Annotated in this window: 15 protein-coding genes; 9 read left to right on the plus strand and 6 right to left on the minus strand. The window is 47.4% G+C overall.

Features of this window, described 5'->3' with window-relative positions; genetic code table 11:
* Window positions 1-198 precede the first annotated feature (198 nt).
* Window positions 199-870, minus strand: coding sequence for a protein-disulfide isomerase (locus tag FS373_RS15410; RefSeq protein WP_144046574.1), 672 nt, complete (start codon window positions 868-870; stop codon window positions 199-201).
* Between the two features lie 122 nt (window positions 871-992).
* Between FS373_RS15410 and FS373_RS15415 the strand changes: the two genes are divergently transcribed.
* The 3 genes from FS373_RS15415 (at window position 993) to FS373_RS15425 (ending at window position 4,390) form a co-directional block, all read left to right on the plus strand.
* Window positions 993-1,307 (plus strand): RES family NAD+ phosphorylase, encoded by a 315-nt coding sequence (locus FS373_RS15415; protein ID WP_227992815.1) that lies wholly within the window; start codon window positions 993-995, stop codon window positions 1,305-1,307.
* Window positions 1,308-1,768: 461 nt separating this feature from the next.
* On the plus strand, window positions 1,769-2,755 hold the full coding sequence (locus FS373_RS15420; RefSeq protein ID WP_144048963.1) for a substrate-binding domain-containing protein: 987 nt from the start codon (window positions 1,769-1,771) through the stop codon (window positions 2,753-2,755).
* Between the two features lie 204 nt (window positions 2,756-2,959).
* On the plus strand, window positions 2,960-4,390 hold the full coding sequence (locus tag FS373_RS15425) for a diguanylate cyclase (RefSeq protein ID WP_194165861.1): 1,431 nt from the start codon (window positions 2,960-2,962) through the stop codon (window positions 4,388-4,390).
* A 112-nt stretch (window positions 4,391-4,502) separates the two neighbouring features.
* Here FS373_RS15425 and aspA read toward each other — a convergent pair whose 3' ends face one another.
* The 4 genes from aspA to FS373_RS15445 all read right to left on the minus strand — a co-directional run bounded on the left by aspA (window position 4,503) and on the right by FS373_RS15445 (window position 7,910).
* Complete coding sequence (gene aspA / locus FS373_RS15430) at window positions 4,503-5,948, minus strand: aspartate ammonia-lyase (RefSeq protein WP_152829800.1); 1,446 nt, start codon at window positions 5,946-5,948, stop codon at window positions 4,503-4,505.
* 219 nt (window positions 5,949-6,167) lie between these two features.
* Window positions 6,168-6,422, minus strand: coding sequence for a hypothetical protein (locus FS373_RS15435; protein ID WP_144046577.1), 255 nt, complete (start codon window positions 6,420-6,422; stop codon window positions 6,168-6,170).
* 142 nt (window positions 6,423-6,564) lie between these two features.
* Window positions 6,565-7,467 (minus strand): dihydrodipicolinate synthase family protein, encoded by a 903-nt coding sequence (locus tag FS373_RS15440; RefSeq protein WP_227992816.1) that lies wholly within the window; start codon window positions 7,465-7,467, stop codon window positions 6,565-6,567.
* Window positions 7,464-7,910, minus strand: a complete 447-nt coding sequence (locus FS373_RS15445; protein ID WP_144046578.1) for a cupin domain-containing protein — start codon at window positions 7,908-7,910, stop codon at window positions 7,464-7,466. The genes FS373_RS15440 and FS373_RS15445 overlap by 4 nt, the downstream gene beginning before the upstream one ends.
* A gap of 122 nt (window positions 7,911-8,032) precedes the next feature.
* Here FS373_RS15445 and FS373_RS15450 point away from each other — a divergent pair, with 122 nt between their 5' ends.
* Complete coding sequence (locus tag FS373_RS15450) at window positions 8,033-8,926, plus strand: LysR substrate-binding domain-containing protein (protein ID WP_144046579.1); 894 nt, start codon at window positions 8,033-8,035, stop codon at window positions 8,924-8,926.
* Window positions 8,927-8,988: 62 nt separating this feature from the next.
* Here FS373_RS15450 and FS373_RS15455 read toward each other — a convergent pair whose 3' ends face one another.
* Window positions 8,989-9,909, minus strand: coding sequence for a GGDEF domain-containing protein (locus FS373_RS15455; RefSeq protein WP_144046580.1), 921 nt, complete (start codon window positions 9,907-9,909; stop codon window positions 8,989-8,991).
* A gap of 548 nt (window positions 9,910-10,457) precedes the next feature.
* Between FS373_RS15455 and FS373_RS15460 the strand changes: the two genes are divergently transcribed.
* The 5 genes from FS373_RS15460 to FS373_RS15480 all read left to right on the plus strand — a co-directional run bounded on the left by FS373_RS15460 (window position 10,458) and on the right by FS373_RS15480 (window position 19,599).
* Window positions 10,458-10,826, plus strand: a complete 369-nt coding sequence (locus FS373_RS15460) for a hypothetical protein (RefSeq protein WP_227992817.1) — start codon at window positions 10,458-10,460, stop codon at window positions 10,824-10,826.
* A gap of 191 nt (window positions 10,827-11,017) precedes the next feature.
* A complete protein-coding gene (locus FS373_RS15465; RefSeq protein WP_322619511.1) occupies window positions 11,018-12,364 on the plus strand; it encodes a TolC family protein in 1,347 nt (448 codons plus the stop codon).
* Window positions 12,364-13,677: an efflux RND transporter periplasmic adaptor subunit gene (locus tag FS373_RS15470; protein WP_227992818.1), complete on the plus strand. Its 1,314-nt coding sequence runs from the start codon at window positions 12,364-12,366 to the stop codon at window positions 13,675-13,677. Before FS373_RS15465 ends, FS373_RS15470 begins: the two co-directional genes overlap by 1 nt.
* 12 nt (window positions 13,678-13,689) lie before the next feature.
* Entirely contained in the window at window positions 13,690-16,830 is a 3,141-nt protein-coding gene (locus FS373_RS15475) for an efflux RND transporter permease subunit (RefSeq protein ID WP_152829802.1), read from the plus strand.
* Between the two features lie 348 nt (window positions 16,831-17,178).
* Window positions 17,179-19,599 (plus strand): Lon protease family protein, encoded by a 2,421-nt coding sequence (locus FS373_RS15480; RefSeq protein WP_152829803.1) that lies wholly within the window; start codon window positions 17,179-17,181, stop codon window positions 19,597-19,599.
* Window positions 19,600-20,183: the final 584 nt, after the last annotated feature.

A 20,183-nucleotide genomic window follows, 5' to 3' on the forward strand; every position in this document is an offset into this window, starting at 1 on the left:
CGGTATTCTAACAGATCATGGCAAGCGAACCTGACTATTCGTAGAAAGGATGAACGATTTTGTAACAAAACTGGATGATTTTCAGGCCGGCGTGTAAAAAACGCACAATGTACACTCATAAAAAACCACGGTATTTACCGTGGTTTTCTCTTAAATCGTGATTTATTCCAGACTCGAGAGTATGGTCATCACAGGCTGCTATTTAAGCGCGGCGATCTCTTCCTCTACCGCTGTAACCACACCTTGTGGATTGCTCAGGTACTTAGAGTGATCGACAAAGATACCATGATCACCGATAGTGATGACCAGTGCAGGGAATGATTTCGTGCCTATCATCTCCTGGATCTCGGCGATATCCGATAATACGTATTCGGCTTCGCTGCTCAATTCATCTTTGAAGACTTTATTTGAGGGCGACAACTTGAACTTTTCAACCACGTCATTGAAGTCATGCTTAGTATCTAGCGGGTTACCTTCGATGAAGTGCGCCCTTTGTAAAGCATTGAGCACTGCCAATACTTTCTTAGGCTGCTTGCTCTGCATCCATCCCATCAAGTTTGCCGTTTTGAGCGAACTCTTAGGGCTGTTAACGTAACGAATGTGATCTCTGCCAAACTTAAGCCCAGTAAGTTTCGCCACTTCTTCCATCTGCTCTTCGCCCGCGCTGTCTGTGCCATTGTAATGTGCGCTATGCAGCAGGTGGATATTCATCTCAGGGTAAGCTTCATGAAGTGCGTTGACCAAAGGTGTGGCCCCGTAGCTCCATGGACAATGAGAATCGAAGATAAAATACAGATCCTTGCTAGAGTTCTCAGAAAAAGGAGTCTCAGGATCAGAGATAGGCAGCTCGGTAAACAGTTCTTGGGTCATTCGCGTGAGTCTTGGTCAAAATCAGATGGCAGTGATCCTAATTAGTTTGTCTTCAATATTCAATCTTTGTCTTGAGAAGTTTACCCAAATCTTAGCTCGAGTCACTCGAGTCCTTTGTTTGCATGATCACCGCTTACCGCATCGTAAAGAAGAAATGGGCCGACAATACCTTCGACGGTGAGATTGCCAGACTCTATGGCGGACGCTGGAATAGCCGCGGCCAGTCTTGTGCTTATCTGGCGGGCTCCGAGTCTTTGGCTATCTTAGAGATATTGGTTCACTTAGATAATACCAGGCAAATCAATCATTACTCGCTATTTGCCATCGAGCTGGATGAAAAAGATATCATGTTACTGGACCATGACTCCCTACCCCATAACTGGCAGGAAGATCCTGCGCCGGCGGATACCCCGCCGATCTTGGGGATGAATGGTTAAGCAGTCAGAGCAGTCTGGCTCTGTGCATCCCTTCAAGCATCATGACCCGTGAACGTAATTTTCTGCTCAATGTCGACCATCCCGCTTTCGATAACATAATGAATACCAAAGTAGAACTCGAGTTTTCCATGGATAGCCGACTCTTGTCAGTAAACTAGACTATAGCGGCAGGCTGGCGCTTCAAGGAGGTTAATTTTTCACGCCGTCAACCAGCCAAGTTAGTTGACTAGTTACTTACTGGCCTAATTATAATTTCATAGTAAAATGTCTATATCGACATCGTTTTATGAGGTAGCTGGCCTAAAATAAAAGAGGAGCTTTGCTGAATCTACGCGCTTTGCAACAGAACCAGCCAGCTTAAGCATGACTCACTGGTGAGCACCGCGCTCTACAGTTTTGAAATTGAAACTGAACTAACAGTCTCATTATTTTTAGGAGGAAGTGTGGCGAGATTACTCATAATGTTTATCGTATTAACCATCTTGCCATTATTTTCAGCGAGTGCAAAAGACCTTAGGTTTGCTGTTGTTCCAAAGTTTTATGGTGTTTTTTTTGATCAAAGTAAAAAGGGTTGTAAAGACGCTGCCAGCCAAATAGAAGGAGTAGAATGCGTTTATCTTGGGCCTGAAAAAGCAAGTGTAAGAATACAAGACAAGATTATAGAGCAACTGATCGATGAAGGTATAGATGGTATCGCAGTAGCCGTTACACAATCCAAATTTCTCGCAGAAAACAGCCTACAAAAAGCTAAACAAGCAGGAATTCCTGTTATTACCTATGACTCTGATTTTAACGATCTTACCCTGGAAAAGTATAAGAATTTACGTTTAGCGTATATAGGAACAAACAATTTTGAGCTTGGTATGGCTTTAGGAGAACAATTAAAAACATTACGGCCCAATGGAGGAACACTTATTATTCAATCCGGACGACCAGATTCTCCAAATTTGAACCTGAGAATGATGGGCATACGTAGCGCACTTTCAGGAAAAAGATATGCAAGGCCTCCAGGAAAATTACTCATAAACGATCATGGATGGACTGAAGTTCGAGAACCTTTTTTTAATTTTGACCAGCTTACTCGGGCAGTTAAACAGATGGAGTCAGTGCTGAAAGGAAGGCCAATACAGGCAGACTCCTTTATTGCTGTTGGTGGTTGGTCTCAGAATGATGAAGCCCTCTATCGTAAAATGATGGTTCCGTACAAAGGGAAACTTAATAGGAAGGAGCTGGTAATTGTTATGTCTGACGCGTCTCCCTCTCAGTTAGTCATGTTACGTGACCATCTTGCTCATGCAAATGTTGGTCAAAGCCCCTATGAAATGGGCAGACAAGCAATTTTAACACTTCTTAAAATTGTGAAAAAACAAAGATATGAGGAAGTCATCCATACTCCTTTGAATTTTTGTACACCAGATAACTATGATACTTGTACTAAAAGCTTATAAATGGAGCCCATAAAAAATTAGCAAAGTACCTCTAGCCCTGTCTATTGGCTATGCTTAGGACTAGGCTATCACACTTGCTCAATACTGATGACTCTTCGACGATTTTCGTTTATTTATTCTATTTGTCTGATGTGCATATTCTCTGCGCTCCTCATCGGATATCGCTACTATTTTGAGTACCCACAAATACTTCAACGAATAGTCATGTTACAAACACGGGAATTACACGCGGTAGACATCATGATCGACCAACAATTACAACAGCTGGCGATCAGTAATTATGACTATGCTGTTTGGGATGAAAGCTATGAATTCATCCAATACCCCACCCGTGCATTCATTACTGAGAACTTCCTGGACGATACCTTCACCTCATTGAAAATTGACGGTGCTATTTTTGTCGGGAAAAACAAAAAAATACAGTGGGATCGCGGGTTTGATTATGTCGAAAAGCGTGCCCTGAGTGTTGAACCCTTGGATGTGGTGACAGCTGAAATCGTCAATATAACCTATCCTACGTCCTCTCAAACTGACGCAGTTCCGCAAAAAATGGGGTTTATTAGCACCAATTATGGTCCGGTTATGTTTGCCTCAAGCCAACTCAGGCAGTCAGATCGTTCCGGTCAACAGGTCGGCATGCTCTTGTTTATCCGTAAAGTCAGGCTGTCACTTATACATCAACTAGCGGATTTTTCTCAACTGAGCATCACTCAGGGAGACATAAATGCACAGCAAAACATCGATCACATTCCAGATATATCGGCACCAATAGGCGATGCCGCCTTTAGCCTTACCAGGCAGAGGGTGATAAAAGATATCACCGGAAAAGCAATAATCATATTGAATATAAGACATATAAATAATGATCCCCCGCCTTTTTTTAATCACACGCTGCAGATCATATTAGTAGTGCTCATAACGATACCGTTTATACTTCAATGGATTGTTAATTTAATGTTTATTAGACCAATAACAATAGGCATCACTAATATTGTTAACATGATATATCGTGGTGAACTTACCCCATTAAAAGGGGAGTCTAATATTTTAGAGATTCAAAAACTGATCACCAGTTTCAACCAACTCGTTAATATTGTTAACCAGCAAAAAGAAGATCTTGAAGTTTTAGCGCTTAAAGATGCGCTGACTGGGATAGCTAACAGACGGGCTTTTGAGAACCACCTATCGTTAAGCTGGTCTCTGACTCAGCGCAATGCACTTCCTCTGGCCATAGTGATGGTTGATATCGATTTTTTTAAACACTATAACGATAACCTGGGTCATCAAGCTGGAGATGCTGCGATTCAGCAGGTGGCGACCACGTTATCACAACACCTGGTCCGTAATGATGATATGGTCGCCAGATACGGAGGTGAAGAGTTTGCGATCATATTAATCAACACAGACATCTCTCATGTGCAAAGTATGATGAGCAGGCTACTTCTCGCGGTGAGACATCTGGCCATCTCACACCCAGGGTCCTCGGTATCTTCCCACTTGACTATCAGCCTTGGCGCGGCAGTCACGACTCAATTTGAGTGTACCTCAGTAGATGAATTACTCCTGCATGCAGATCAAGCGCTCTACCAGGCAAAATCAGCAGGACGAAACAACGCCATGTTATGGGGATCATGAGCGTCCCTAGTGGGAACAAGTCTGACAACCAACAAAAAATCCCATCAAAAATATTGATGGAATTTTTATCGACTACAACCAACCAAAGTCACGTAAATAAAAGACTCTAGCGTTATTTAGTGAAACGTTGAGCCTTGTATTTAGGATTCATCAGGTTCTCGATTGAAAATATTTCATCGATTTGTTCTTCGCTGAGTAGACCTCTTTCCAAGACGACTTCACGGACATTCTTACCCGTTTTAGCGCAAATTTTTCCTATGATGTCGCCTTCATGATGACCGATGAAAGGGTTAAGGTAGGTAATGATACCGATAGAGTTAAGCACAAATTCCTGACAGACTTCACGATTTGCCGTGATGCCTTTAATACACTTGTCGTTCAGAGATAAACAGGCATTTTCCAGCAGTGACAGAGATTCGAACAGACATTGGCCTATCACTGGCTCCATGACGTTCAGCTGTAACTGCCCCGCTTCTGCAGCCATTGTGATGGTCAGATCATTGCCACAGACCTTGAAGGCCACCTGATTAACCACTTCCGGGATCACAGGGTTCACTTTAGCCGGCATGATGGACGAACCCGCCTGCATCTCTGGCAAGTTTATCTCATTAAAACCGGTACGCGGTCCCGATGACAACAAGCGTAAATCGTTACAGATCTTAGACAGCTTAATTGCGAAGCGCTTCAATGCGCTCGATAGCATTACATAGGCGCCACAGTCTGATGTTGCTTCGACTAAGTCTTCGGCGGGCACAAAAGCATGACCTGTGATCTCGGCGAGTTTAGCGATGGCCAAAGCCGAGTATCCATCGGGGGTGTTGAGCCCGGTACCAATCGCCGTCGCACCTAAGTTAATCTCTAGCAATAGCTCCTGACAACGCCTGATGCTTTTGATCTCTTCTTTAAGGGTGATGCCAAAAGCGCGAAACTCCTGCCCTAAGGTCATGGGTACTGCGTCTTGCAGTTGAGTACGACCCATCTTCAACACATCACTAAACTCTTCTGACTTAGCGAGGAAGGTATCGATCAGTAGAGATAACACTTCAAGCACTGTGTTGGTGCGCTCAAACAGAGCAACCCGAAACCCCGTCGGATACGCATCATTGGTGCTTTGACTCTTGTTTACATGATCGTTGGGATTGATATGACTGTAGGCACCTTTAGCCTGACCAAGTTGCTCCAGGGCAATATTGGCAAGGACCTCATTGGTGTTCATGTTGACCGATGTACCCGCACCGCCCTGAAAAGCATCTACCGGAAATTGCGCGTAATACTCATCGGTAGCCAGCAAGGTGTCACAGGCCTTGATAATGGACTCGGCGATGTCACTGGGTATGGTGCCGAGTTCGGCATTGGCCATGGCCGCCGCTTTCTTGGTTTTGACCATGCCACGGACAAATTCGACACAATCGCCAATCTTCTCATTACTAATGTTAAAGTTTTCTATCGCTCTTAGGGTATGAATGCCGTAGTAAGCATCATTGGGGATCTCTTTAGAGCCTAATAGGTCGGTTTCTGAACGTGTGCCTTCTGCGAAGCTTGTGTACATTACTGTCATTTGTGGTCTGCTTGTATTTGAGGTCTGTTTTAGCTCTGATTCTAAGCTAAATGTATCAGTCGCAGACGAGGGTAACATGGGAGTATAAAGCAGGTAAATCGCCTCTGTAGAATAGTTAAAACCTCTTTGATTTAGCGCATTTACTCTAACATTTTATTGATGATTTTCATTCTTATCTCACGCTTCTATTACAGATAAGAGACCGTCATCATCTTGTCTTTAGCGCCTGTGTTTTACTTTACTCCACTTTCTGTCTTGATCCATATATGACACACAAGCCTGGCCGCAGGCATTCTGACAACAGCCATCATCGACCACGCCACATAACTCACCATGTCGCCATAAGGATTCAGATGCGACCAGAAATACCCATGGTGACAGGCCCGTACCATAGCGCAAAGATTTAGGCTTATCCGGCTGTTGCAGTTGTTTGATTATTTTGAGTTTAGCTGTCGATAACAGATCGGCTTGCATGGCTAATTATCTCCACTAATGAAGCCCTAAGGCATTACAAATTCAAAGCCATCAATTAGTTTGATGGCTCCATATGGCTATGCATTGTCGATTAATAGTTGATATCTTATTTTATAGACAATTAATTCATCATTGCGATGAATTAATTGAATCGATTTAGGTCTACCAGAATTCTTCTTAAGACCTCATGTTCTCTCGCCGGTAAGTCCTTTAGCGGTAATCTAGGCGACCCCACATCGGTTCCCTGAAGTTTCAAGCCAACTTTGATACTCGCGGCCAAGCCTTGCTTAACGATAAACTCCAGAAAAGTGATCTGTTGGTAGAAGAGCTTTCTTGCCATGTCATTGTCGCCACTCTTGATGCTGTCGAACAATTGCTTAGGCAGATCGCCTATTAGTATCGGTGCCGCACTGCACCAGCCTTTGGCCCCGGCATTAATCGCCTCTAGGGCAAGATAGTTACAGCCATTATAAAACGGTAGCGTGCCATTAGAGAGCATATGGAGTTGATGCATCCTGCGAATGTCACCACTGCTTTCCTTAACCATGGTGACATTAGTTATGCTGTTAACCATCTTGCACATAAATTCCGGCGACATGTCTATGCCACTGGTCGACGGATTGTTATAGACCATGATAGGCACCGAAATCGCATCCGATATGGCCTGGTAATGATCAAATATCTCATCTTCACTCAGCTTGTAATACGACATAGGCGATACCATGACGGTTTTCGCCCCCGCCTTATCGGCAAATACTGCCCGAGCGACGGCATCGGACGTGGTCAGCTCAGAAATGCCTATGATGACGGGCACCCGATCCGCCACATGATGTATGGTGGCTAACGCCGTTTCTTCCCATTCGGCAGTATCCAGATACGCCCCTTCTCCGGCACTGCCCAATGCTGCAATGGCACTCGAACCCGACGAGATTAATCCATCTATGATGCTTTGCAGCTGCAAAATATTAACCTTGCCTGTGACGTTTGAGAATGGGGTGATGGGATAACCTATGATCCCGGTCAGTTCGAGAGTTCTATTCATCATGCTTCCTCTCTGATAGCCAGTTGGCCAAGGTTCTGTAACATGGGCGCATTTTCACAGGCCAGGTATTTAGCCGGGGAGGTTGAGTTGGTATTCACATGGTGATGCCAGGCCCAGTTAGGGATATAGATGACATCACCGGCCTGCCATTCGATTTTTTGATCTTCAATCATGGAGTAACCTTCTCCTTCGAGGATATAAGCCAAGGTTTCATAGCTGTGGCGGTGGCGATTAGATCTATCACCTGGCAACAAACCGCCGATGGTCATGCTGATAGAGTTACTCGGCAAGTTGACGATATGCACCGGATGCTTACGCTCTTTAGAAAAAGTGTTGCTGACATCGTCATTCTCAACCGCTTTATGGGCTAATACTTGCGGCAGATGCGCTTTTAAACTCGACTTGGTTTCACCGAAATCTGCTGAGCTGAATTTTTTAGTTGTCATAGATATTTCCTTAGTCTGGTGTGACTCTTGTTTCGTTGGAAGCATCCTCGCAGATAATAGATTGCAGAAATAACTTTTAATTATTACCATATTGATAACTAAAAACTATCAATAGGCCGTGAATGGAACTCAGACATTTTCGTTATTTCAAGGTGGTTGCTGAGCTACAGCATTTTCATCAGGCCGCCGACGCCTTGTGTATCTCACAGCCGGCACTGTCGAATCAGATCAAACAGTTGGAAGATGAACTCGGTACTAAATTATTTAACCGAGTGGGCAGACGCGTCGAAATTTCCGAAGCCGGTAGCCTGGTTCTGGCATCGATAACCCATATTTTGAATGACGTAGATAGAATGAAAGATGCGGTAGCCGAAATAAAATCAGGTGTGGCGGGAACGCTGCGAGTCGGGGTGATCCAGTCCGTTAATGCCTTATATGCTCAAGAGCTGGCTCTGGCCTTCGACAGTATGTGTCCCAATGTCTCCCTTTGCATAGAGGAGCTGTCTAATGATGAGATCACCACTAAGGTGGAACAAGGAGAGCTGGATATCGGCATTGGTTTCGCCCATGGACCCGTTTACAAGAATCTGGCCTTTACCGAGCTGTTCAAAGAAAAATGGAGCCTCATCTGTTCACTGTCCCATGCAGATTCGGCTAAACGTCTGTTAAACAGTGAAGCACACGATCTTAAGGCCATACTGCTACCTAATCATTTCGAAACCCGCAGGATAGTGAATAAATACTTTCTCGAGCATAATATCCCGGTCAATAACATCACTGAGCTCAACTCCATCATTCGTATTCTGGCATTTGTACGTAACAGTCGCTCCTTTACCATACTGCCGAGTTCATTCGCGGCGCTATCAAGCACAGAACCGCTGCAGTCATTTGACTTGAGTTCGGCCATCACCCCCAGAGTTGTCGGCATGCTACAGGCACAAAACAGGATCACTAAGCGATCCGCTAGTATATTTGCTAACATTTTGAGCGAGCAACTTTCGGGATCTTTAGGCTAACCATTCCTCAAGAGCTAACAGGGTATTATCGTAAGAGATTAAAATAGGCAGGAGGTAAAAAACTAGAAGCTACACACAGTATTTCTGTTTCTACGTTTTGCTTCATATAGGGCGGTATCCGCTTCATGGATCAATTGACCTAAAGATTGATGGCGGAAGTAAGACAGGCCGATGCTAACGGTTAATCTAAGCGGTTTTCCATCATCTAATAACATGGGGCTGTTGGCTAAACTTACCCGGTAATACTCGGCCAATGCCGCAGCACCATCTTCGCTACTCCCCGATATGATGATCATAAACTCTTCGCCGCCATAGCGGATCAGCACATCAGACATACGACTGTTATCTCTGAGGATTTTTGCAACGAACTGCAGTGCGCGGTCGCCTACCTGATGACCATGTTTATCGTTCACTTGCTTAAAATGATCGAGATCTAACATCAGCACAGCTAAATGACCCTCTCCGCGAGAGGCTATCTTATGTATCACCTCTCCCTGCTTCAGTCCTTCACGGCGATTAAAGAGTCCGGTGAGATCGTCGAAGCTGGCTTGCTTAGTTAATACGGCTTCGAGCCTTTTTTGCTCGGTGATGTCAAAAATCACCCCGATAAGGCCGGCAACCTGGTTATCCTGATCAAAAAAACTGGTCTTATGGAATTTAACGAACAACTCGTCACCTTCTGTGGAACGAATTTGTTTCTCATAGACTTGAATGCCAGGTTCATCGAACAAGGCATGATCGGCTTGCTGGTAAACATCGGCTAGCTCTTTGTCGAACAGCTCGTAAACGCTGCGACCTATCATCTGCTCCCTAGTGAGTTTGATAAAATCTTCGAAGGCCTTATTACAACCAAGATAAACCCCGGCAACATCTTTATAGAAGATAGGCACTGGCAAGGTGTCTATCATCAGCTGTAGCATAGGACTGTTATTCGATAGAAACGATAACAGATCGGGCGCTTTTATCTCGGTCAATTTATCCATCCCCTGTCTACTCGTTTGGCACCTTGCTCTCATCATGCCATTTCACTTTTATTTAGCTGACGGTCAGGTCTTATCATGATCTGCTAAAACATCTATTGGAAAAACGCGTCGACACCGCTAGCCACTCTCTGTGCAGGTGCAGGTGTTACCCCAATACAAACAAATACCACATTCTGATAACACAGTTAAGGATAGAATCGATATTTCTAAGTAATTAGACCATTTCATTTTTGTAAGCTTACTCGTCTTTATCGGCCGCAAGTACCCTAGCTTAACCTTTGTTTACACTTGACTTATTGCATATTAACTGCACAGATTTAATTCAATAATGTTAGTCTCGTCAACTAAATATTGATGTATGCTAATTCATCAATTTGATTTAGTTTTTAGACCTGCATCACGCAAACATGATTAATTACGCTTAATCGGTCTTTTTTAATGATTAGCCGCTAGATATTAAAATCTTTGTCTGCTTTAATACCGCCTTAATTCGGCTGCTCTATGCCTTTTGTTTATTCGCTAAAAATAGGAAGAGATACTTGTTCGATATGAAAACCTCAACCCAGATCCTACAATCTAAGTTGACACTGGTACTCTTACTGGTGGTTTTCGTGTCTCAATTATTCCCTACCTGCGTGGCATCTGATATTCATCACAATGATCAAAGTGCCGCCGCAGTGTCTAGTCTGCCTATCGAGCAACAAGAATCTTGCTGTCACCTTCCGGGTCATGCTTGTTCCCATACGAGAGCGGCCAGTGACCAATCAGATCAAGATGGCGATTATCACACCTCTTGCCATCCCCCCATAGAATACAACTTCGTCTCCGATTTCAATCGGGTCCAAGGTGAAAGCCCTTTTATTGTCAGCTACCAAAATAGAAGTTACGCACCGCCTATTCCGCCTCCCCACGCCTGAACTCCTTTCAATATTAGAAATATAATTTCACCTTATTTATAAGTCAGAAATTCATCCTTAAGGGGCATATCGCTATGTCTCAACAGGCTAAGTGCCTTGTGGCCCCCGGAATGAAACGAAGACTTAAGTCACCTCAGCTTGTATTGCTAGCGATAGCGCTACGTTGGCTGAGATAACTGGAGTTCACTCTCGTGAAGAGATACCAAGAGATCACTCTCGTGGCCTGCCGTCGTGGCCTAGTCACTGTGAGTCTGTGTGCGTTTTCACTGTTTGCAGGCCTATTTTCACACCAAGGCCTGGCGCAAACAGATTTAAACCAAGCCCAAGGAGAAATTACTCTGCCTTGGGTGCTCGAACAAACCTTATTACACAACCCCCAACTGCAACGCTATCCCTATGAGCTTAGGATCAATGAAGCCCTCACTCTACAGGCTGGGCTCACCCCTAATCCTGAGTTTTCGGTGGAAGTCGAAAACATTCTGGGTACAGGCGAAATGCAGGGAGTCGATAACGCCGAAATCACCTTAGGCTTAAGCCAAATCATCGAACTTGGTGATAAACGCCAGCATCGAATCGATTTCGCTCAAGCCGAAGAACGTCAAAGGCTCAGCGAGTATGAGCTGTTACGTTTGGATATATTGGCTGAAACAACCCAAAGATATTATCAAGTTCTGCGTCTTCAGGCCCTACAAGATTGGAATGCCAAGCGTATTCTCGTCGAGCAAGAAGCCTTAAGCGCGATAGAGTCACGGGCCAAGGCAGGCGCTGTCACTCAGGCTGACGTGAGCAAGATGGCCCTGCGTCTATCACGCTCAGAAGCGATTCAATATGGTCTCGACGGTGAGGCTCAGCTTGCCAGACTCGGTCTAGCCTCCATGTGGTCAAGTGAAGCACATTTTGCTCTGGTCGCCGGTGAGCTTGTCCCATTACACGCCTTTCCTACGGCTGCGAGTGTGCTCAATGCCATGGAGACGGCGCCTCAATACCTGCAACTGCTCAGTATCGAGCGGGTCATGTATGCCAAACGGCGCATGGAGGAGTCGAAGGCGCAATCTGACATCACCTTAGGATTAGGGGTCCGTAGCTATGACGGTTTCGACGACGGCGCCTTGATGTTTAACTTCTCTATGCCCATTGCGTTATCGAACCCGAATCAGGGCAACATCATGGCTGCCCGCGCTAAGGAAGAGATGGCGATGGAGCAACAGAGGCTGGCCCGGAGTCAACTCAGGCTGTCCTTACTTGAGATCCATCTGACCATGGTCAATAACGCCAAACAGGCGAAACGACTTCAGCAGCGTCTGCTTCCCTTAGCCAATCGCCTGCTCAAAGACACACAGACTGCCTACCAGGCAGGTCAAGCCAATGTGCTATTGCTGGCCGATGCTCAATCTGAGCTGTTTAGCCTTCAACGCGAGCTTATCGAGGCCAAAGTCGGCGTCTATCAAGGCAGACTCGAACTCGAGCGCATCACAGGGCAATCTATGACCGCCACTCTCGATAACATCAAGCCATTAGTGGCACAGGAACACAGATAATGAAATTTAAACTCAATCATCTTTCATCGGCACTCATGGCTGCGGCCATCACCTTATCGGTATTTAGCTTATCGAGTCTGCTGCCGACTCACTCAGCCTGGGCCAGTAGCGATCACGGCCATGAAGAGAAAGAAAAAGAGGAGCATGCTCCCGAAGGCCCACACGGAGGCAGATTACTCCAAAGCGGAGCATTCGCCATCGAGATCACTATGGTCGAATCGGGTATTCCGCCTGAAATGCGGGTCTATGGTTACCATAAGGGGGAGCCAGTCGCGCCCGGTGATGTACAGCTCGAGATCTTACTCAAACGTCTCGGTGGTAAAACCGACAAGGTCAGTTTCATCGCCGAAGATGATTATCTGGTCAGCGAGGTCAGTGTGGCCGAGCCTCACTCATTCGAGGTCGAGGTTAATGCCGATTTTAACGGTAAAAGCTTCGATTGGCATTACGACAACTTCATGGGCCGCACCGAGATCAATGACCGCTTGCTCAAGCTATCTGGCGTACAGACTCAGCTTGCCAAGGCGACACAACTCACCTTCATCGACACCCTGTTTGGTATCGTCGCGCCGATTGCCGACAAACAGTTTAGCGTTAATGCCCCCTATTCTGGCGTGATTGAGCAGCTACACGTCAGTATCGGCGACTCAGTGGTAAAGGGCCAAGTCATCGCCACAGTGCGCAACTCCAGCACCTTGCAATCTTATGCGGTCAAGAGCCCGGCTAATGGTCAGGTCACCGAGCAGCTATTGAGTCTGGGCGACAACACCTATAACCGCGCGTTAATCCGCATCAGCGACCTATCCAGTGTGTGGATCGACCTGTCAGCCTTTCCTAAGAGCATAGGCAAGCTAGCTCTGGGTCAGAGGGTCACCATAGGTGATGACCATGGCAATGCTCATGGCGCTGAGAGTAACGCAAACGACGCACACTCCAGTGCATCTGCCAGCAGCACCATCAGTTATATCGCCCCGACGATGACGGGTGGTCATATCGCTCGGGTGCGTGCGGTTATCGATAACCGTCACGGCCATTGGCGTCCGGGTATGCACATTCAGGCTGACATAGAGACCCGCATCAAGCAGGTTCCTCTGGCTGTGCGTGTCGATGCCCTGCAGAACTTCATGGATAAGCCCGCCGTCTTCGTCAAACATGGCAATACCTTCGAGGTGCGCATGCTGAGTTTAGGTGAAAGCGATGGCGTGTATGTCGAGGTGTTGGCGGGTCTGGATAGTGACGTCGAGTATGTCACCGAGAACAGCTACTTATTGAAGGCGGACATCATGAAAGATGCCGCTAAACACGTACACTAGGAGAAGATAATCATGGATACAATCATCTCCTTCGCCTTAAAGCGACGGTTATTGGTACTGGCGATGACCCTGCTCATCGCCCTGCTGGGTGTCTACAACACCTTAAAATTACCTATCGATGCGGTGCCCGACATCACCAATGTCCAGGTGCAGATAAATACGGCCGTACCTGGCTACTCACCACTTGAGTCTGAACAACGTCTGACCTATGTGATAGAAAACGCCATGGCGGGTATTCCTAGCCTGGAGTATACCCGTTCCATCTCACGCTATGGCCTGTCTCAGGTAACGGTGATCTTCGATGAAGGTACTGACATCTACTGGGCCAGGCAACAGATCTCCGAGCGCCTGCAAGGCATACGCGGCGAGCTTCCCCTGGAGGCCAAGCCGGCTCTCGGCCCGGTGAGCAGTGGTCTTGGAGAGGTGTTCACCTACTCCATTCGTGCTCAAGACGGCGCAACGAAGGAAGACGGCACGCCCTATAACGCCGAAGATCTGCGTACCATTCAGGACTGGATAATTCGCCCTCAGTTGGTAAAAGTGGCTGGAGTCACCGAAATCAATAGCTTGGGCGGCTTCGAGCGTGAATATCAGGTCGCGCCGGATCCCGGCAAAATGTTGGCCTTTAAGATCACCATCGATGATGTGATCACCGCCCTGGAGCGCAACAACCGCAACGCGGGCGCAGGTTATATAGAGAGAAACGGCGAGCAATGGTTAGTCCGCTCACCCGGACAACTTAAAGATCTCGAACAGATCCGCAAAGTCGTGATCACCAAGCGTGACGATGCGCCGGTGCGTATCGACGATGTGGCCGAGGTCTTCTACGGTAAACAGCTCAGAACCGGCGCCGCCACACAAGATGGTCAGGAAACTGTACTGGGTACTGCCTTCATGCTTATGGGGGAAAACAGCCGCGTGGTCGCCAAAGAGGTCGGTGACAGACTCAAACTCATCAATGCCAGCTTACCCCAAGGCATTATCGCCGAGGCTGTGTATGACAGAACAGGTCTGGTCGATAAGGCCATAGCCACGGTGCAGAAGAACCTGTTCGAGGGTGCCGTGCTGGTGATCATCGTCCTGTTTGCCCTGCTGGGTAACTTTCGCGCCGCGCTGATTGCCGCCTTAGTGATCCCGCTGAGTATGTTGTTCGCCATCACAGGCATGACGACTAACCGCGTATCCGGTAATCTGATGAGTCTGGGCGCCATCGATTTTGGCATCATAGTCGATGGCGCGGTGATCATCGTCGAGAACGCCCTGCGTCGTCTCGGCATGGCTCAGAAAACATACGGTCGCCTGCTCTCTCTCGAAGAGAGGATGGAGGTGGTGTTCGACGCAACCAAGGAGGTGTTCCGCCCTGCCGTGTTTGGTGTGCTGATCATCATGCTGGTTTATCTGCCCATCTTCGCCCTTAGCGGCGTCGAAGGTAAGATGTTCCACCCCATGGCCTTCACTGTTGTAGCTGCACTGATTGGTGCGCTTATCTTCTCGGTCACCTTCGTACCGGCCGCCATCGCGATATTCGTCAAAGGCAAGGTCAATGAGAAAGAGAACTGGCTCATGTCTAAGGCCCGTAGTGTCTATGAGCCCGTGTTGTTCTTCTCCCTCAAGCGCCCGGCCATCATAGTCCTTGCTGCAATAGGCTTGATGGCGGTCACCTCTTATCAGCTGACCCGCTTAGGCTCTGAGTTTTTGCCTAAGCTGGATGAAGGGGACATTGCCCTTCATGCTATGCGCATTACCGGCACAGGTCTCGAGCAATCTATCGAGATGCAGAAGAAGCTTGAGCTGATCATCGGTGAGCTCGATGAGGTGGAGCGGGTGTTTTCGAAAATTGGCACACCTGAAGTCGCCACAGATCCTATGCCGCCAAGTGTTGCCGATACCATCTTGATCATCAAACCCAGATCCGAATGGGCCAACCCCAGTAAGACCAAGGAGGCGTTCATCGATGAGCTGCGTCATCATATCGAGCAGGTACCGGGGAATAACTATGAATTTACCCAGCCTATCGAGATGCGCTTCAACGAGCTGATTGCCGGCGTGCGCGCCGATGTAGCCCTGAGGATCTACGGTGACGATCTCGATATCCTCAAACAGGCCGGCGATCGCGCCCTGAGCTTGTTTCAGCAACTCGATGGCGCCAAGGATGTCCGTGTCGAGCAGATGTCAGGCCTGCCAACCCTCTCTATCGAGCCAAACAGGGACCACTTAGCCCTGCTGGGTCTCACCATAGTCGATGTGCAGCAAGCGCTGCAGGTCGCGGTGTCCGGCGTGCAAGTTGGCCTTATCTATGAAGGAGACAGACGGTTTAAACTCATAGTGCGTATGGATGGCAACATCAGCCAAGATCTGAGGGCACTGGAAAACTTACCTATTGCGCTGCCCCTAGATCTCAATCCGGATCTTAGCTATGTGCCTCTGGGTGAAGTCGCCGACATTAAGTTCAAGGTCGGCCCTAATCAGATCAATCGTCAGAGCGGCAAGCGTCATGTGGTGGTGACAGCCAATGTCGAGGGACGAGACTTGGGCTCTTTCATTAAGGACACTAAGCGTCTCATGGGTGATGAGCTTAATCTACCCAGTGGTTACTGGAGCGAGTATGGTGGCACCTTCGAGCAGCTCGAATCGGCGTCCGATCGCTTGATGATAATCGTGCCACTGACCTTGCTGCTCATCTTCGGTCTGTTATACAGCGCCTTTGGCTCAATCAGAGATTCGATGATCATCTTCAGCGGCGTGCCGCTGGCACTGACCGGAGGCGTACTGGCTCTGGTGCTCAGGGATATGCCTCTGTCTATCTCGGCGGCGGTGGGCTTTATCGCCCTCTCAGGCATAGCCGTGCTCAATGGCGTGGTAATGTTGAGCTTCATCAAGGAGCTTAGGGTACAAGGACTGGCGCTTTTTGAGGCCATTAAACAAGGCGCGAGTCAGCGACTGCGGCCGGTATTGATGACAGCCTTAGTCGCGAGTCTTGGATTTGTGCCCATGGCCCTTAATGTCGGTACCGGCGCCGAGGTGCAGCGCCCGCTGGCAACCGTAGTGATAGGCGGCATAGTGTCATCGACCCTGCTGACTCTGGTTATCTTACCCGTGCTCTATTTGCTGGTGTATCGCTTCAAAGCAAGAGCTAAGGAAGTGAATGGGTAAATTCATCCTTAAACTACATTTAATAAATATGAGTTTTTAGTTTTAGTGAGTTAATGGCGGGGGGCTTGTCCCTCGCTTTTTTTATCTCAGATTTTCTTTACCCAGTTAGCGCCTCAAGAAGGTGACAGGCCCCATAAACATATCCCTATAAACAAGTTTCAGCCTTTTGACTGATAGCTTTTCCTCTTTCTTGAGTAAGTTTTAGACGTTTAAATCCACTGTCTGACTATAATTTAAGCGCTTGAACGCTTTATTGGCTAAAAAACGCTAACTGCCGAAATTAACTACTGAATTTTTAAATCTTCATGCCTACACTGAAATCATCAAGAGTCATATACGAGGTTGCCTATGCCAATATCTCCGTTATCCCCTCTAAGCAGTGACCAGCTTTACCGCAGTTCAGAGCTATCAGGCCTGGAGGCCGATTGTAAATCTACTAAACACTTAACTCCCCTGGATGAAATTGTCGGACAGGAACGCGCCCAACAGGCCGTCGAGTTTGCCATGTCCATGCCAGACAAGGGCTATAACATCTACGCCATCGGCCGTAATGGTCTGGGTAAGCGCACCATGGTGATGCGTTATCTCGATCGTTATGAGCCCAACGGCCGCGGTCATAGTCTCCATGACTGGTGTTATGTAATTAACTTCGATGAAGCCCGTGTGCCTAAAGTGCTGAAGATGTCAGCTGGCTCGGGTATCGAGTTCAAGAAAGATGTCGAGAAGTTCATCATCAAGCTAACCAAATCCTTGCCTTTGGCGTTCGACAATGAGATGTATTACTCCAGCGCCGAGAAACTCAAGAGTCAGCTGTCGAACAGACAGGAATCTGCACTTACAGGCCTCACTAAGGAAGCCAAAGACACGAGTATCAGCCTAACCATCACGGCCCAGGGCAGTTATGAGCTCGTGGCCATGAACGGTGAGGAAGCCCATACCGACGAGACATTTAAGGCACTCAGCAAGAAACAGCAAGATGTCTTAGAAACCTCTATCGTCGAACTCGAATCTAAGCTCAGAGTCATAATCCGTCAATTTACTGTGTGGGAAGAGGAATACTCTGATAAGCAACAGAAGCAAGATGAGCAGGTGGCTCAGGATGTTCTCAGCCACCTGATGACCAAGCTCAAGGAGAAATACAGCGGCATTCCGGCCGTTAAAAGCTATCTTGGGGCTATGCATAAGGACATTCTTGACAATTTAGATCTGTTTCTCGAAGACAATGAGGAGCAGCTGGCACTTTCTTATGCTTCTTTAGACAAAAAGATGCCCCGCCGCTATCAGGTCAATGTGCTGGTCAATCAGGATGACGGTAAGATGCCGATCATAGTCGAGGAGTCGCCCAACTATCACTCCATCTTCGGTTATATTGAGAATGCGACCTTCAAGGGCACCATTTTTTCCGACTTCTCACTGATCCGCTCCGGCAGTCTGCACAAGGCCAACGGCGGCGTGCTGATGATAGATGCGGCCAAGGTATTGGAACAACCCTATGTGTGGGACGGTCTTAAACGTGCCCTTCGATCACGCAAACTCAGCCTTAGCTCCCTCGAACGTGAAGTCACCCTATCTGGCACCATCTCATTGGATCCTGAGGCTATTCCTCTGGATGTAAAAATCATCTTATTCGGTGATTATCAGACTTATCAGTTACTGCAGCACTATGATCCCGAATTCAGTGAACTGTTTAGGGTGACCGCAGATTTTGAAGATGTGATGCCACGTACCGAAAAATCTGAGGCCCTATACGCCAAGTTTATCTCCAGTATCGTCCATGGCAACAAGATGCTGCATTGTGATCGCAATGCCATAAAACGCATCATAGAATTCAGTTCTCGTCAGGCCGACGATCAGAACAAACTCTCCCTGCACTCAGCCGACATTGCCAACCTGCTACGAGAGTCTAATTACTGCGCTCGCGCCGTCAATGCCAACATGATCCGCGCCAGCCATGTCGAACAGGCCCTGCACAATCATGAGATGCGCGTATGCCGACTCAAAGACAATGTGATGGAAAGTTTCATCACAGGCACCACACTTATCAGCACTGAAGATCATGTCGTCGGACAGGTCAATGCACTGTCTGTTATCGCGACCTCCGATCATCAGTTCGGTGCACCGAACCGCATCACGGCAACCACAGCCTTCGGTGAAGGCAGGGTGTTCGACATAGAAAGAAAAGTGGACTTAGGCGGTAGCTTACACTCCAAGGGCGTGATGATCCTATCGGCCTACCTGGCGTCCTTGCTGGGTAAGACCGCCAAGATCCCCCTCACCACCCATATCACCTTCGAGCAATCTTACGGTGGTGTCGATGGTGATAGCGCCACCATGGCCGAACTGTGTGCCATAGTGTCTTCGTTTTCTAATCAGGCAATCAGACAAGATGTGGCCATCACAGGCTCGATGAATCAGTTCGGTGAAGCCCAGCCAATCGGCGGCGTTAACGAGAAGATTGAAGGCTTCTTCGATGTCTGTACCATCATGGGACGCACTAACACTCAAGGGGTGATCATTCCTAAGACCAACGTGCAGAATCTGATGCTGCGTAGTGATATTGTCGAGGCGGTCAAGAAAGGCAAATTTAATATCTGGGCCATTGACCATGTCAGTCAGGCCATCGAGTTGCTGACAGGCATCGAGTCCGGAATTAATCTAGACACTAAGTCGAACCAGCAGGATGAGCATCCAGCAGATTCGGTATTAGGTCTGGCCCAGGCACGCTTGGGTGAGCTTAGGAAGACATCTCCAGCTTCGAGCGTAGAATGAGCCTCTGATCATTTTAAAGCGGGTCATTCGTGAAATGAAATACTCGCTTAAAACAGGTCATTCCGTAAAGTGAGCAACGAACTTGTACGGGATCCACGCCTCTTAAGCAGAGCTGGATCCCGGGCATCTCGTGCCTCGCTCCCGGGATGTCGACTCAAGGATTGTCATTTAACCAGGCTCCTCTGTAACCCTTAAGCAACACTAGGCTGCAGCCAAAAAATAGATGGAAGCCAGACTTTTCTGGCTTCCATCTTCTCACGACCCCACCTTTAAACTGATTTCTCATTTAAGTCCTATTTAATGAGTTTTGATAATCTTGAGTGGTATACCAATAGGTTAAAGATTGCGCCCAATTGTCGAAGCCGCTCACTGCTTAAATAAGTACACATTGGTCACAACTCCTTTCTTTTTTACGACTAGGTTCGAGCATCTGTCTTAATGTCAGGCCATTTATTGCCCAACTGGGCAAGATCTTGCTCGAGTCTGGGCCATTTTTTGCCCAGCTCAAGTGTTCATTTTTTGTGTCAGTTATAAAATCAAAAGCTTACCTAGTTGGCATGTTGTTTGCGATATCAGCGAGCGGC

Source organism: Shewanella sp. YLB-07 (assembly GCF_009377275.1).

Bases quoted from the DNA above. Each gene is read 5' to 3' on its own strand.
- FS373_RS15410 (WP_144046574.1), bottom strand. From the start codon at position 870: ATGACCCAAGAACTGTTTACCGAGCTGCCTATCTCTGATCCTGAGACT.
- FS373_RS15415 (WP_227992815.1), top strand. From the start codon at position 993: ATGATCACCGCTTACCGCATCGTAAAGAAGAAATGGGCCGACAATACC.
- FS373_RS15420 (WP_144048963.1), top strand. From the start codon at position 1,769: ATGTTTATCGTATTAACCATCTTGCCATTATTTTCAGCGAGTGCAAAA.
- FS373_RS15425 (WP_194165861.1), top strand. From the start codon at position 2,960: ATGTTACAAACACGGGAATTACACGCGGTAGACATCATGATCGACCAA.
- aspA (WP_152829800.1), bottom strand. From the start codon at position 5,948: ATGACAGTAATGTACACAAGCTTCGCAGAAGGCACACGTTCAGAAACC.
- FS373_RS15435 (WP_144046577.1), bottom strand. From the start codon at position 6,422: ATGCAAGCCGATCTGTTATCGACAGCTAAACTCAAAATAATCAAACAA.
- FS373_RS15440 (WP_227992816.1), bottom strand. From the start codon at position 7,467: ATGATGAATAGAACTCTCGAACTGACCGGGATCATAGGTTATCCCATC.
- FS373_RS15445 (WP_144046578.1), bottom strand. From the start codon at position 7,910: ATGACAACTAAAAAATTCAGCTCAGCAGATTTCGGTGAAACCAAGTCG.
- FS373_RS15450 (WP_144046579.1), top strand. From the start codon at position 8,033: ATGGAACTCAGACATTTTCGTTATTTCAAGGTGGTTGCTGAGCTACAG.
- FS373_RS15455 (WP_144046580.1), bottom strand. From the start codon at position 9,909: ATGGATAAATTGACCGAGATAAAAGCGCCCGATCTGTTATCGTTTCTA.
- FS373_RS15460 (WP_227992817.1), top strand. From the start codon at position 10,458: ATGAAAACCTCAACCCAGATCCTACAATCTAAGTTGACACTGGTACTC.
- FS373_RS15470 (WP_227992818.1), top strand. From the start codon at position 12,364: ATGAAATTTAAACTCAATCATCTTTCATCGGCACTCATGGCTGCGGCC.
- FS373_RS15475 (WP_152829802.1), top strand. From the start codon at position 13,690: ATGGATACAATCATCTCCTTCGCCTTAAAGCGACGGTTATTGGTACTG.
- FS373_RS15480 (WP_152829803.1), top strand. From the start codon at position 17,179: ATGCCAATATCTCCGTTATCCCCTCTAAGCAGTGACCAGCTTTACCGC.